The 13,874-nt window shown below is 62.4% G+C and carries 12 protein-coding genes; all 12 read left to right on the forward strand.

From position 1 onward, the window contains the following. Nucleotides 1–55: 55 nt before the first annotated feature. The 12 genes from LPW30_RS09710 to LPW30_RS09765 all read left to right on the forward strand — a co-directional run bounded on the left by LPW30_RS09710 (nucleotide 56) and on the right by LPW30_RS09765 (nucleotide 13,650). Nucleotides 56–1,321 carry an alginate export family protein gene (locus LPW30_RS09710; RefSeq protein WP_239680745.1) on the forward strand — a complete coding sequence of 422 codons (1,266 nt, stop codon included), beginning with the start codon at nucleotides 56–58 and terminating at the stop codon, nucleotides 1,319–1,321. Between the two features lie 78 nt (nucleotides 1,322–1,399). Further along, a complete protein-coding gene (locus tag LPW30_RS09715; RefSeq protein ID WP_239680746.1) occupies nucleotides 1,400–1,957 on the forward strand; it encodes a PilZ domain-containing protein in 558 nt (185 codons plus the stop codon). 168 nt (nucleotides 1,958–2,125) lie between these two features. After that, entirely contained in the window at nucleotides 2,126–3,577 is a 1,452-nt protein-coding gene (locus tag LPW30_RS09720) for a sigma-54 dependent transcriptional regulator (protein WP_239680747.1), read from the forward strand. 142 nt (nucleotides 3,578–3,719) lie between these two features. Further along, nucleotides 3,720–4,760 carry a sigma-54 interaction domain-containing protein gene (locus LPW30_RS09725; protein WP_274521671.1) on the forward strand — a complete coding sequence of 347 codons (1,041 nt, stop codon included), beginning with the start codon at nucleotides 3,720–3,722 and terminating at the stop codon, nucleotides 4,758–4,760. A gap of 72 nt (nucleotides 4,761–4,832) precedes the next feature. Then, on the forward strand, nucleotides 4,833–5,162 hold the full coding sequence (fliE, locus tag LPW30_RS09730) for a flagellar hook-basal body complex protein FliE (RefSeq protein WP_025281877.1): 330 nt from the start codon (nucleotides 4,833–4,835) through the stop codon (nucleotides 5,160–5,162). Between the two features lie 19 nt (nucleotides 5,163–5,181). Further along, a complete protein-coding gene (gene fliF / locus LPW30_RS09735; RefSeq protein ID WP_239680748.1) occupies nucleotides 5,182–6,843 on the forward strand; it encodes a flagellar basal-body MS-ring/collar protein FliF in 1,662 nt (553 codons plus the stop codon). Then, on the forward strand, nucleotides 6,833–7,840 hold the full coding sequence (gene fliG, locus LPW30_RS09740; protein WP_025281875.1) for a flagellar motor switch protein FliG: 1,008 nt from the start codon (nucleotides 6,833–6,835) through the stop codon (nucleotides 7,838–7,840). Before fliF ends, fliG begins: the two co-directional genes overlap by 11 nt. A 12-nt stretch (nucleotides 7,841–7,852) precedes the next feature. After that, nucleotides 7,853–8,665, forward strand: coding sequence for a flagellar assembly protein FliH (locus LPW30_RS09745; protein WP_025281874.1), 813 nt, complete (start codon nucleotides 7,853–7,855; stop codon nucleotides 8,663–8,665). Further along, nucleotides 8,658–10,097 carry a flagellar protein export ATPase FliI gene (gene fliI, locus LPW30_RS09750; protein WP_051582644.1) on the forward strand — a complete coding sequence of 480 codons (1,440 nt, stop codon included), beginning with the start codon at nucleotides 8,658–8,660 and terminating at the stop codon, nucleotides 10,095–10,097. Before LPW30_RS09745 ends, fliI begins: the two co-directional genes overlap by 8 nt. An 11-nt stretch (nucleotides 10,098–10,108) precedes the next feature. Beyond that, a complete protein-coding gene (gene fliJ, locus LPW30_RS09755; protein WP_025281872.1) occupies nucleotides 10,109–10,546 on the forward strand; it encodes a flagellar export protein FliJ in 438 nt (145 codons plus the stop codon). A gap of 74 nt (nucleotides 10,547–10,620) precedes the next feature. After that, nucleotides 10,621–11,640 (forward strand): flagellar hook-length control protein FliK, encoded by a 1,020-nt coding sequence (locus tag LPW30_RS09760; protein WP_239680749.1) that lies wholly within the window; start codon nucleotides 10,621–10,623, stop codon nucleotides 11,638–11,640. 99 nt (nucleotides 11,641–11,739) lie between these two features. Beyond that, nucleotides 11,740–13,650, forward strand: coding sequence for a methyl-accepting chemotaxis protein (locus LPW30_RS09765; RefSeq protein ID WP_239680750.1), 1,911 nt, complete (start codon nucleotides 11,740–11,742; stop codon nucleotides 13,648–13,650). Nucleotides 13,651–13,874: the final 224 nt, after the last annotated feature.

Raw genomic sequence — 13,874 nt, forward strand, 5'->3', positions numbered from 1 at the left:
GTTGTTTCCCAGCATAAGAGCGATCGGGGGGAGTATGGGGAAAAAGACGGTTTCGATGGTGGCGGGCGCGCTGGCGTTGTCCATGGGGGTGGGCACGGGCGCGGCCACGGCGGACTGGGACTGGGGGGGCGATCTGCGGGTGCGGGTGACGGATCTGAAGGATATTCCCATTACGGGCCCGGCTGAGGTTGACCAGCTCTTCAATCGTAACCGCACCCGCCTGTGGGCCAGTTACCAGTTCAGCGAGGATGTGAGCTTCACGGGCCGGCTGATGAACGAGTTCCGGTTCTACGACAAGGGACGGGGGTACACCCGGGATCACGACCCTCTGGGCGAGATCGTCCCCGACCTGCTCTATGTGGACATCAACAACCTGGCAGAAGGTCGGGTGGATCTGCGCCTGGGCCGCCAGGAACTCATCTACGGCACCGGGAACATCCTTCTCAATGGTACCCCGCGGGATGGGTCCCGCAGCCTGTTCTACAACGCCATCAAGGCCAGTGTGGACCTGGGGCCCGCGCACAGCGTGGATTTGCTGGCCATCTATAACGAGGCCAAGGATTCGCTGACCATCAATCGGGAGCCGCAACTGACGTTGATCGAGCATGACGAGGCGGCGGCGGGTGTGTATGGGCGCTATGCCGGAGTGGAGGATACGCCCCTGGAGTATTACTGGATCTACAAGCAGGAGAAGAATCGCAGTTACGCGCGCCTGGGCACCCGGGCCGATGCCGACTTCCACACCGTGGGCGTGCGTGCCGCCCCGGACCGGGGCCAGTGGGCCGCCAACCTGGAACTGGCCCTGCAGCGGGGCAGCCAGGAGGATGATGATCTCAAGGGCGAACTGCTGGATGCCTCGGTCACCTTCCGGCCCGATATCTGGGGCGATACTCGCCCGGCGTTCACCGCTGGCTACTACTATCTGTCCGGTAACGACGCCGGTACCGACAATAACGAAGGCTGGCGTCCCGTGTTCTCCCGCTGGCCGCAGTTCAGCGAACTGTATGCCTATAGCTTTATCGGCAGCGAGTTCGGGGTGGCCGGCTGGAGCAATCTGAAGGCTCCCTTTGTGGGCCTGGACATGAAACCATCACCACGCACTTCCCTGAAACTTCGCTATCATCGGATGTACGCGGATGAAAAGGATGGCCCTGGCAATGGGGATTTACGGGGTGATCTGCTCACAGCAGTATTGGGCGTGAATCTGGCGGAGAATGTGCGTGGTCATCTGTGGGCCGAGTTTCTGGACCCCGGTGATTATCATGAACGAGGGGCGGGTGATGCCCATTTCCTTCGGGCCAATATCGAATACAGCTTCTAGGCCGTCGCGGCCGGGCACTCACCACTGGGCAGTGCCCGGCCTGTTGCGCTCCGTGCCGGTCGTTGCTGAAATGCACTCATGACTCTTGGTGATCCATTTCAGGATGTGCTTGTGATTCAGGATCGTCTGCCGATCCTGCACAGCACCGTGGAAGCCTTGCCGCCGAGCGAGGAACTGGCTCGCGTCAATGAGGCCAATGAGGGCCTGCTGAGGGTGTATGTCAGCCTGGACGACGCCTCTCCGCGGGTGAATGAAGAGCTCGGGAGCGAGATTTCCCATGAACTGGCCCGCATCGAGACCAAGCTCAATGTGATCCTCGAGATGCTGGGTTCACTGCTGCACACACAGGTGAAATCACCGGACCCGGTGACCATGCGGATTTCCGCCGAGGGGCTGGGGTGGGTGCAGGCAGAGCGCCTGGAACCGGGGCAGATGCTGCGCATGCATTGGCATCTTTGCCCGCAGTTCCCGCGGCCATTGGAACTCTATGGTGAGGTTGCCTCCTGTCAGGCGGTGGCGGATGGATTCGAGATTTCCGTGGGGTTTCGTGGGCTCAGCCCGTTGCTTGAGGATGGCATTCAGAAGCTGGTGTTCAGGCGACACCGCCGCAGTGTGGCCCAGTCGCGGGCCCGCTGATTCGGGCACACCTTCCGTTTGTCGGTGACATGGTACTGTATAACGCCCAACGGCCTGTCTGAGGCAGGCGTGGCGGGACATGAGTGAGGGTCTGGGTTTATCCTGCGGGCCCAGGGGTTTATTTCGGCTGATGATTTCATGGCACTTGACGATTCAAGCACACCCGACATGACTGATACGCCTCTGCCGCAGGTGCCGCAGAGCGTGATGGTGCTTGCCAACCAGCCGGAACGTATTCAGCAGCTCAGAACCGTGCTTGAATTCATGGAATGCGAACCGGTTGTCGTGCCACCGGAAGAAGTGGCCACGAGGCTTCATGCGGACACCACGTGGCTGATGCTGCTGGTCAGTGGCTGCGCGGAAGATGCCCGGGATTTCAAGCCCCTGGAGGCGCTCAAGGACCACGAGGGGCAGCCACTGCCCGTGACACTGGTCGGCGATGAGAGCGAGTTCGGCACGCTGCCTGAGTGGGTGGCTCCCCGTTTGCTGCGCCGCCTGGATTACCCGCCTCGGGTCACGCAGTGGTCGGACACCCTGCAGCGTGCCCGGCATCTGGTGGTGAATGGCGTGGATCTGAGTGGCCGGGTACGCCAGATGCTTTATCAGTCCCTGGTGGGCTGCAATCGGCACATGCAACGCATCCGTGATCACATCGAACAGGTGGCCATCACGGATGCCAACGTGCTGATCCTGGGCGAGACGGGTACCGGCAAGGAGGTGGTGGCCCGCAATATTCACAATTGTTCCGCCCGCCGGGGCAAGCCCTTCGTGGCCGTGAATTGCGGCGCCATTCCCGGGGAGCTTCTGGAGAGCGAGCTGTTTGGTCATGAGAAGGGGGCCTTCACGGGAGCCATCAGTGCGCGCCCCGGGCGTTTCGAGCTGGCCCAGGGGGGGACCCTGTTCCTGGACGAGATCGGCGACATGCCCGTGCCCATGCAGGTCAAACTGCTGCGGGTGTTGCAGGAGCGGACCTTCGAACGGGTGGGTAGTACCAAGACCCTGACCACTGATGCCCGCATCATTGCCGCCACCCACCGGGATCTGGAATCGGCCATTGAAGACGGAGGCTTTCGCGAGGATCTTTACTACCGGCTCAATGTGTTCCCCATCGAAGTACCCTCCCTGAAGGAGCGCATCGAGGACCTCCCATTATTGATCAGTGAATTGCTTCGCCGCATGGATGCTGAAGGGCGGGGTAGTGTGCGCCTGTCGCCCGGTGCGCTCCAGGTACTGGCCCGGCACGAGTGGCCGGGCAACGTGCGTGAACTGGCCAACCTCATGGAGCGCCTTGCCATCATGCACCCGGGGGGGACTGTCGAACCCATGGACCTGCCTCGCAAGTTCCGGGGTGATCTCAGTGACGATGAACTGGAAGAGGCCGGGCAGGTGGTCAATCCGTTGACGATGGCGGGTGGGGCTGCCGGCAGCATCCCGGATGAGGGGCTCGACCTCAAGGAATACATGGGCGAGCTGGAAATGCGACTGATCCGGGACGCGCTGGAGAAGTCGGGTGGCGTGGTCGCTCAGGCGGCCAAGCTTCTGTGCATGCGTCGGACGACTCTGGTGGAGCGGATGCGAAAATTTGGCATCACCCGCGCGGAAGACGCGGCGGAATCTTGACGATTTCTTTTTTGTAAATTTCAAGTCACTGATTAATAAAGATTAAATAGATTGGCATGTAACCTGCTTTAGTCCTGATAAAGGCCTGTCTCGCTCGATGTTGCTGACAGGTCACAACAGGACACGATGTGGAGCAGGTGCAATGAGTCAAATGACCCTCTTGACCACGGAACCTGATGACGAGGTTCCGGATCTGGTGGCCGAAGACCCCCGAAGTCGGGATCTCCTGGCATTGGCCCGCCGCGTTGCCGCTTCCGAAGCAACGGTGATGATCAACGGCGAATCAGGCGTGGGTAAGGAAGTCTTCGCCCGTTTTATCCATAACCACTCCTCCCGGGCAGACGGCCCCTTTGTGGCACTCAATTGTGCCGCCATCCCCGAAAACATGCTGGAGGCCATGCTCTTTGGCCATGAGCGGGGTGCCTTCACGGGCGCTTACGAATCCCGGCCGGGCAAGTTCGAACTGGCCGAGGGCGGCACGCTGCTTCTCGATGAGATTTCCGAGATGGATCACGGGCTGCAGGCCAAGTTGCTACGGGTATTGCAGGAGCGGGAGGTGGAGCGCCTGGGCGGACGTCATCCCCGTGCGGTGGATGTGCGTGTTCTGGCCACATCCAACCGCAACCTGCAGGGCGCGGTGGCCGATGGGCAGTTCCGTGAAGACCTCTACTACCGCCTGAACGTCTTTCCTCTGGTCATCCCCCCCTTGCGTGAACGCCCTGGCGACATTCTGCCGCTGGCACGGCGACTCATTCATGTGCATGGGCGTGGCATCGATCATGCGCAACTCACCCAGGCGGCGGCAGCCCGTCTCGTGGACCACCCCTGGCCTGGCAATGTGCGGGAACTGGATAACGTGATCCAGCGCGCCATGATCCTGAGAGAAGGCGTAAATATCGAAGCCGATGCCGTTCAATTCGAGGCGGGTTCGGGTATGGGCATGGGCATGGATGCACGATCGCAATCCCCTTTTGCCGGGTTGAGTGAGTCCGCGCCGGTTCCGGTGCTGCGTGATCAGCGTCTGGGAGACAACCTGCGCTCCCGCGAGGAGCAACTGATTCTGGATGCGCTGCGTGTGGAGGACGGCAGTCGCAAGGATGCCGCCGCCAGGCTGGGCATCAGTCCGCGCACGCTGCGTTACAAGCTGGCAAGGCTGCGTGAGGCGGGTGTCGCCATTCCGTGACCGCCCTCATCAGGGCAGGTGACTTGAGACGACACCAGTAGTGAATTGAATCGTGACGTGGAGGACATGGTCATGAGCGAACAGCAAATCAATCAGGTACTGCAACAGATGCGCTCGCTGGCAGCGAGTGCGGGAGTGGATGCACAGCCTGCCGTGAGTCGGGAGATACAGCCCGGCCAGCCGAATTTCCGCGCCATGCTGCGTGAGTCCCTGGATAAGGTGAGCGAGACTCAAAAGTCGAGCAACTCGCTGGCCACGCGCTTTGAACTGGGTGACCCGGATGTGGATCTGCCCCAGGTCATGGTGGCGAAACAGAAGGCCAGCGTGGCCTTCGAGGCCACCACCCAGATTCGTAATCGCCTGGTGTCCGCGTACCAGGACATCATGAACATGCAGGTCTGAGGACCGGTAGGACACCATCATGGCCACTTCACTGACCACCACACTCAATCAGCAGGTAGAAGGCTTCAACCGGCTGCCGGCGCAGAGCCAGATCGGCCTGTTGGTGGGCCTGGCCGCTGCGATTGCGCTGGTGGTGAGCCTGTTCATCTGGCTCAATCGACCCGACTACACCATCCTGTACCCAGACCTGGGGCAACGGGAAAGTGCCGAGGTGATGCAGGCCCTGGATCAGCACGGGATCAACTACCGGCTGGATCCGGTCACCGGTGCCCTGACCGTGCCCGCCGATTCGGTGCACGAGGCCCGTCTGCAAATGGCCACCGAGGGGCTGCCCCGCGCCGCTGGCTTTGGCTTCGAGCTCATGCAGGAGGATCAGGGGATCGGCACCAGTCGTCTGGTCCAGACCGCCCGTTATCACCGGGCCCTGGAAGGCGAACTGGCCCGCTCGGTGGCCACGCTATCCAGCGTGGAGGCGGCTCGCGTGCACCTGGCCATGCCCCGTGAGACGGTGTTCGTGCGCGATCGCGGACAGCCCAGCGCGTCAGTGGTGGTGACCCTGCACCCCGGGCGTACCCTGGATGAACGCCGTGTGGCCGGGATTGTCCATCTGGTGTCTTCCAGTGTGCCGGGCATGGAGCCCGAGCGGGTGACGGTGGTGGACCAGCGGGGACGTCTGTTGACCCAGCATGGCGAGGATGACGGCATGACGTTGTCCACCCGCAACATGGAGTTCACCCGTTTGATGGAAGAGAATCTGTCGCAGCGGGTGATGGATATCATTGCACCGATCGTCGGCGAAGACGGCGTGCGCGCCCGGGTGTCCGCGGATCTGGACTTCTCCAGGATTGAACGCACAATCGAGAACTACGACCCGGAGCTCACAGCACTGCGCAGCGAGCAGTTCTCGGAAGAGGATACCCGCGGTGCGCCGGGGGGGGCCATGGGCATTCCGGGCGCGCTGGTCAACCAGCCCCCGGGCGGCGGTGAATTGGGCGCCGAGGGTGAAGGGGTCATGGAGCCTGGCATGGAAATGCCCGGTTCATCGCGGCGCAGTGGCACGCGAAACTATGAGGTGGACCGCACCATCAGTCACGTGCGCGAGGCACCCGGTACGGTGCGGCGCCTGTCGGTGGCCGTGGTGGTCGACTTTCAGGAGCGGATGAACGAAGAAGGTGAGATGGTGCGTGAGCCCGTGCCGCCGGAGGAGTTGGCGCGCATTGAGGGGTTGGTGCAGCGGGCGGTCGGTTTTGACGCCCGGCGCGGTGATAGTGTTAATGTGATCAGTGCACCATTCCGGGTGGAACCGGAGCCCGAGCCGCTGCCCGAGCCGCCCATCTGGGAGCAGGCCTGGGCACAGGAACTGGCCCGCACGGCATTGTTGGCTCTGGTGGGACTGCTGGCCATCCTTCTGGTGGTGCGGCCCTTGCTCAGGCAGCTGGCTGCCCAGGGCGCCGCCGGAAAAGAGGAAGACGAAGAGGCCAGGGCTGCGGCCGAAGGCGAGGGCGAAGTGGGTGAGGATCAACTCAGCCTGACCAGCCAGGGGGATGAGCCCATGGCACTGCCCGGCAAGGGGCCGAGAGACTATGAAACGAACCTGGAACGGGTGCGTGAATTGATCAAGGATGATCCCAAACTGGTGGCTCAAGTGGTGAAGAACTGGGTGGCGGAAGATGGAGCCTAAAAGCAAACTGAGTGGTCCGGATCGTGCCGCGGTCTTTCTGATGAGCCTCGGCGAGGAGGCGGCGGCGGAAGTGCTTCGGCACATGGGTCCCAAGGAGGTCCAGAGTGTCGGTACCGCCATGGCCTCACTCACCAACGTCTCCAAGTCGGACGTGGCACAGGTGATTGATGATTTTGTCGCCACGGTGGATGAACAGACGGCCCTGGGCATGGGGTCTGACGACTACATCCGCAACGTGCTCACCTGGGCGCTGGGCAAGGATAAGGCCGATGGCGTCATTGACCGCATCCTGCTGGGGCGTAACTCCAAGGGCCTTGAATCCCTCAAGTGGATGGATCCGCGTGCAGTCGCCGAGGTGATCCGTCTGGAGCACCCGCAGATCATCGCCATCGTGCTGTCGTATCTGGATCCCGATCATGCGGCCGCTGTGCTGTCCTTCCTGCCGGAACGGACGCAGCCGGACATCCTCATGCGCATTGCCACACTCGATGGCGTGCAGCCTTCCGCCCTGCAGGAACTGGACGAGATCCTGGAGCGACAGTTCGCCGGCAACATGAACGTCAAGTCTTCCAGTGTGGGCGGCGTCAAGAGCGCTGCCACCATCCTCAATTTCATGGATTCCTCCAAGGAAGGCTCCATCCTGGACAAGGTCCGGGATGTGGATGAGTCCTTGAGTCAGAAGATTCAGGATCTCATGTTCGTCTTCGCCAACCTGGCGGATCTGGACGACCGCAGCATCCAGTCCCTGCTCAGAGAGCTGTCGACGGACTCCCTGGTGATGGCCCTGAAGGGCGCCGACGAGACCGTGAAGGACAGGATCTTCAAGAATATGTCCAAGCGGGCAGGCGAGATGCTGCAGGACGATCTCGAGGCCAAGGGACCGGTACGCCTGAGCGAAGTGGAGGCGGCCCAGAAGGAGATCCTTGGCATTGCTCGCCGCATGGCCGAGTCCGGCGAGATCGTCCTTGGCAACAAGGGCTCCGAGCAGATGGTGTAAGGAGGCAAGAGCATGGGCGGCAACGAGCGCGTGATTCCCCAGGCCCAGGCGGGCCTGGCCCAGTTGTGGAAGATTCCCGAGGTGGGGGATCCTTCTGCGGAGCCCGAACCAGAGGCCCAGGCCGGCGCAGAGACCGAATCCACGGAGGAAGTCGAACTCACGTTGCCCACCGCGGAGCGTATCCGTGAGATTGAGGATCAGGCCTATCAGGCTGGATTCGAGCGGGGACGAGAGGCGGGTTATGAGGAGGGGCTGAACACCGGACGCGAGATGGGGTACAAGGACGGCGAAGCCAAGGGTGTGAAAGCGGGCGAGAAGATCATCGAGCAACGGACGAAGGCCTGGGATCGGTTGCTCCAGGGTCTGGTCAGTCCCTACGAGGAACTGGACGCCGTGATCGAGGATGAACTGGCACAACTGGCCATCGCCGTGGCGAGGCAGTTGGTGCGTCGTGAATTACGCACGGACCCATCGGCCATCGTGGCGGTATTGCGCGAAGCGCTGGGGGCACTGCCCAGCGCGGATCGCAAGGTCAGGCTGTATCTGCATCCTCAGGATGCCAGGCTGGTCAAGGAGGCATTGCATCTCAACGACCTGGAACGGCCCTGGTCCGTGGTGGAGGACCCCACGCTCAGTCGTGGTGGCGTCAAGGTGGAGACGGATACCTCGCGGGTGGATGCCAGTCTGGAATCGAGGCTCAATGCGGTGATTGCGTCCCTGTGGGGCGGTGAGCGTCGCAGCGATAGCCTTGAGGTTGAGGCGGTGGGAGAACACCCCGCCGAGGTGAGGGCGTCTGAGTCAGCCTCCGGAGAGGGGCATGGGTGAGGCCTCCGTCATTCCCCGGTCAATTGCCACCCAGGCCCGGGTTGCACGGCTCGAGGCGCGGCTGAAGCGCTACCGGGGGCGTCTTGAACACGCCCGCCCGGTGGTGGCCGAGGGGCGCCTGGTGCGCATGGTGGGACTGACCCTGGAAGCAGAGGGGTGTCAGGTTTCCGTCGGTGGCCGCTGTCGGGTCGTCAGCCTGGATGATCATGAAGTCGAGGCCGAGGTGGTGGGATTCTCCGGCGAGCGGACCTACCTGATGCCGGTGGGCGATGTCAGCGGCCTGACACCGGGGGCCCGTGTGATCCCCACACGCCATGCTCGCGAGACGCTGGTGGGAGAGGCCCTGCTGGGCCGGGTACTGGATGGCTCGGGTCGCCCCCTGGACGGCGCGGGGGTACCGCAATGCGATGACCATGTATCGTTGCATGGCCGGCCCATCAACCCGCTGGCCCGGGAACCCATCCATGAGCCGCTGGATGTGGGGATCCGTGCCATCAACGGCCTGCTCACCGTGGGGCGGGGCCAGCGCATGGGGCTTTTCGCCGGCAGTGGTGTGGGCAAGAGTGTGCTGCTGGGCATGATGACCCGTTACACCGCGGCAGACATCACCGTGGTGGGCCTGATCGGTGAGCGTGGGCGTGAGGTGAACGAGTTCGTCCAGAAGATCCTGGGACCGGAGGGCATGGCCCGGGCGGTGGTGGTGGCGGTACCTGCGGATCACCCACCCTTGATGCGCCTGCATGGAGCCATGCTGGCCACCAGCATTGCCGAGTATTTCCGCGACAAGGGGCATAACGTGCTGCTGCTGATGGATTCGCTGACGCGTTTCGCCCAGGCCCAGCGGGAGATCTCCCTGGCCATTGGCGAACCCCCTGCCACCAAGGGCTACACCCCCTCGGTCTTTGCCCGTCTGCCGCAGTTGGTGGAACGCGCTGGCAATGGGGATCGGGGCTCAGGCTCGATCACCGCATTCTACACCGTGCTGGCGGAGGGCGATGACACCAATGACCCGATCTCCGACGCGGCCCGGGCCATCCTGGATGGGCACGTGGTGCTCTCCCGGCGTATTGCCGATACGGGACGATACCCGGCCATCGATGTGGAGGCCTCCGTATCGCGGGTGATGAACGATATCGTCGACCCGGGGCATGTGCAGGCCGCCCGCCAATTCAAGCAACTTTATTCACAATATCAGCAAAACCGCGACCTGATCAGCGTGGGGGCCTATCAAAAAGGGTCCGATCCCCGCGTTGACGAGGCGATTGCCCTGTTTCCCCGTCTGGAGCGTTTTCTGCAGCAGGACCTGCGGGAGGCCGTGAACTTCAAGAAGAGCCTGAGGGCACTGGAAGATCTGGTCTCCAGACGGGAATCGGCGCAGGCAGAGAAACCCGTCCAGCAGGCCGCCCCTGCCGGTCGCGCAACGTCGTCGTGAGGTGAGATCCAATGAATCGATCCAAGCGTATGGAACCTGTGGCCCGTCTGGCCGACACCCGACAGCAGAAGGCGGCGCGTCAGTTGGGGGACTGGCAGAAGACCCTGGAAGATCGCCTCGCCAGGCTGGATGAATTGAGCGGGTATCGCGATGAATATGCCCAGCGATTCGAGTCCAGCACGTCGGTTCCGCTCAATGGCTTGGGACTGCAGGACTACCGATTATTTCTGTCACGGCTGAATCAGGCCATCGAGCAACAGATGAAACTGGTGCAGGCGGCGAGGGCAGAGCTGGAACGCAGTCGCGGTCAGTGGGTCGAGGCCCGGGGGCGCACGGAGGCGATCAACCGCGTGGTTGAACGGTTTGAGGTCGAGGAGCGTCATGAGATGGACCGGCGGGAGCAGGCCGAGCAGGATGATCGCAATGTGCAGCGCAAACCTGATTTGTAGGACGGCACGTTTCTTGACTGTCAATTGATCCAGAGTGGCCATCACATAGGTATCCCGTCATGGATATGCCCATCATGCAATTCCCCCTGCCAATGCGGGGCTCCGGAGAAGGCGGTCTGGCGCAATTCGTCAAGGAATTGCCGCCTGAACTTCAGGAAGAGCTGGCCGAGGGAGGTAACTTCTGGGAGAGTCTTTTGCTGCATTTTCAGGCGCTGGAAGCGGATCTGCCGGGTGAACTCGGCGATCACTTGCCGGACGGTTTGATGTTGCCGACCGATCTGGATGCCGACAAGCTAAGGGCGCTGATGGAGGAGCAGGGCGAGGCCGACGCACAGGGTCTGTTCGCCATGCTCCATGCCTTGAGGGGCGAAGAACTGCCAGCACACGGCCAGGTGTTGCCGCTACAGACAGGGGAGCAGGACACTCGCCCCAACCTCCTGACCGCCGCCATGGCACAGGTATGGCGAGGGGGTGTTGAGGGTCAGGCTCAGCCACAGACGTCGGTTCCGATGCAGTCCACGGCGCAGATGCAGTCCATCGAGACCCTGCTGGCACGTGCCATCCCTCAGGCGGAGGGGACAGGCCGTGAGGGGCTGTCCGTGCAGATGGCGGGGGATGTATCACTGGGGCTGCAGCCTGCGTCCCAGCAGCAGTCGGGGCTGCGGGTCATGAGTCTGGATGTGCCCATGTCGCAACCCAAATGGAATGAGGCGGTGAGCAACCGGGTGCTATGGATGGTGAACCAGAATGTGCAGGGGGCCGAACTGCGCCTGAATCCACCCCACCTGGGGCCGTTGGAGATCCGCGTGTCCATGGAGGGCGATCGCGCCAATGTGCAGTTCCTGGCGGCCCATGCGGTCACCCGGGATGCCCTGGACGCCGCCATGCCCCGGTTGCGGGAAATGTTTGCGGAAAACGGCGTGCAACTGGGTAATGTGGATGTCTCGCACCGGGAAGCTGGCGATGGGCGGCAGTCCAGTCAGGAGGAGGGTCAGGGAACTGGCATGACCCAGGCCGAGGGCGGAGCCGGGGGCGAGATTCAGGACGGCGGTATCTCGGGGAGGCCATCGGGTCTGCTGGATGCCTATGCCTGAAATATGGTCGCTCCGGAGCCGATGCGTGCTGTGTGACCTGTGAATGAGGATGATGTCCGCGCCAGGGCAAGGACAAGAACCAAAACGGAGTAACAGGATATGTTGAACAACGTTCGCATCGGTACCCGCCTGCTGGTGGGAGTGGCTGCGGTGCTCCTGGTCACCCTGGGCCTGGTCATCCCCACAGCGCTTAATGCCATCAGCCAGATCACGGAGCGCGCCCAGTTGAGGCAACTGCAGGATCTGTTCATGGCGCTGCAGGCCTCCGTGGAGGAGACGAGTCTGCGGGCGCAGACCCAGGCCGAGGTGGTCGCCAGTCAGCCGCATGTGCAGCGGGCCTTTGCCGAGCGGAACCGAGAGGCGTTGACGGAACTCACCTTGCCCATCTTCGAACGGATGCGTGATGAATATGACGCGGTTCAGTTCCAGTTCCTGACGGCTCCCGCCACCTCCTTCCTGCGCCTGCACATGCTGGATCGCCATGGTGATGATCTGCGCAGCATGCGCGAGACCGTGGTTCAGGCCAATCGCCAGGGGCGCCCCGTGCGAGGACTCGAGCGCGGTGTGGCGGGTCTGGGTGTACGTGGCGTGACACCGGTTCGCCATCAGGGTGAGTCGGTGGGGGTGGTGGAGTTCGGACTCTCCTTCGGAGACCCCTTTTTCCAGGACTTCACCGAGCAATACGGTGTTCGTGCGGCCCTGCATATCCCCACTGACCGAGGCTTCGAGACCTTTGCCGGTACCATCGGTGGCCCAGCCCGCTTCCGCGAGGATCATCTGGATCGGGTGATGGGGGGCGACACCCTTCTGCAAACCATGGAGCATCAGGGGCAGGCCGTCGCCCTCTACGCAGGCTCGGTCCTGGATTTTGCCGGCCGCCCGGTGGGTGTGCTGGAAGTGATGATCGACCGCAGTGATTACGTGGCCGAGTATCGTCAGGCGTTGATGGGGGTCCTGGGTATTGGGGCACTGGTCATGCTGGGTGGGCTGCTGGCGGCCTGGTTCATCGCCCGTGGCATTGTGGTACCGCTCAGACTCACCGCCCAGCGCATGGATGAGATCGCTCAGGGGGACGGTGATCTCACACAGCGTCTGCCCGCCGAGGGGCGCAATGAACTGGCACAGCTTTCCCAATCCTTCAATGGTTTTGTGGACAAGATTCATCAGTTGGTGCGCCAGATCGTTGGCGCCTCAACCCAGGTGGCCGCTGCGGCAGAGCAACTCTCGGCAACCACCGAAGAGACGGTTCAGCAGATCAAGCGTCAGCAAAGTGAATCGGATCAGGTGGCCACCGCCATGAACGAGATGGCCGCCACGGTCCAGGATGTGGCCCGCAACGCCTCCGAGGCGGCCCAGGCGGCGACCGGAACGAACCAGGAGGCACATGCCGGCAATGACGTGGTGAACCGGACGATTGAGGCCATCGAGACGCTGGCCAATGAGGTGGAGAATGCGGCTCAGGCCATCGAGCGGGTGTCGCACCAAAGCGATGAGATAGGCAAGGTGCTGGATGTGATCCGCGATGTGGCCGAGCAGACCAATCTGCTGGCCCTGAATGCGGCCATTGAAGCGGCTCGCGCCGGTGAACAGGGGCGTGGCTTCGCCGTGGTGGCCGACGAGGTGCGCACGCTGGCCAGCCGCACACAGGAATCCACCAACGACATCCGTGGCATCATCGAGAGTCTCCAGGCGGGTACTCATGAGGCAGTGCAGACCATGACGACCAGCCGCGCCAAGGCACGCGACAGCGTGGAACAGGCTGCGTCGGCGGGCCAGAGCCTGCGGTCCATCAATCAGTCCGTCGGGACCATCAACGATATGAACGCGCAGATCGCCAGTGCCGCCGAGGAGCAGTCTGCGGTGGCGGAGGAAATCAATCGCAATATCAATAACATCAGCCATGCCGTTGAACAGACGGCAACAGGATCGGACCAGATTGCCCGCGCCAGCGAGGAACTGGCTCGCCTGGCGGCCGACCTCCAATCTTCGGTAGGTCGCTTCAGGATATGACCATGACGAGTTGACCGATCTGGCATGAGGGCGGTTAATTCGCCATCATGTCGGCACAAGCATCGTCACTTCGTTAGACTCCCCCAGGTTTGACACGCCCCCTGCTTCCCGCGGAGCAGGGGGCGTGTTTGCGTCTATGGCATCTGTCAAAATTATGGCGCAATGCTGGGTGGGTGAATTTCAAGACTATGATTAATCAATGATTTTCCGGGGATTTCGTGTGT

It is taken from the genome of Ectothiorhodospira variabilis (genome assembly GCF_022227625.1).
Classification (GTDB): Bacteria; Pseudomonadota; Gammaproteobacteria; order Ectothiorhodospirales; family Ectothiorhodospiraceae; genus Ectothiorhodospira; species Ectothiorhodospira haloalkaliphila.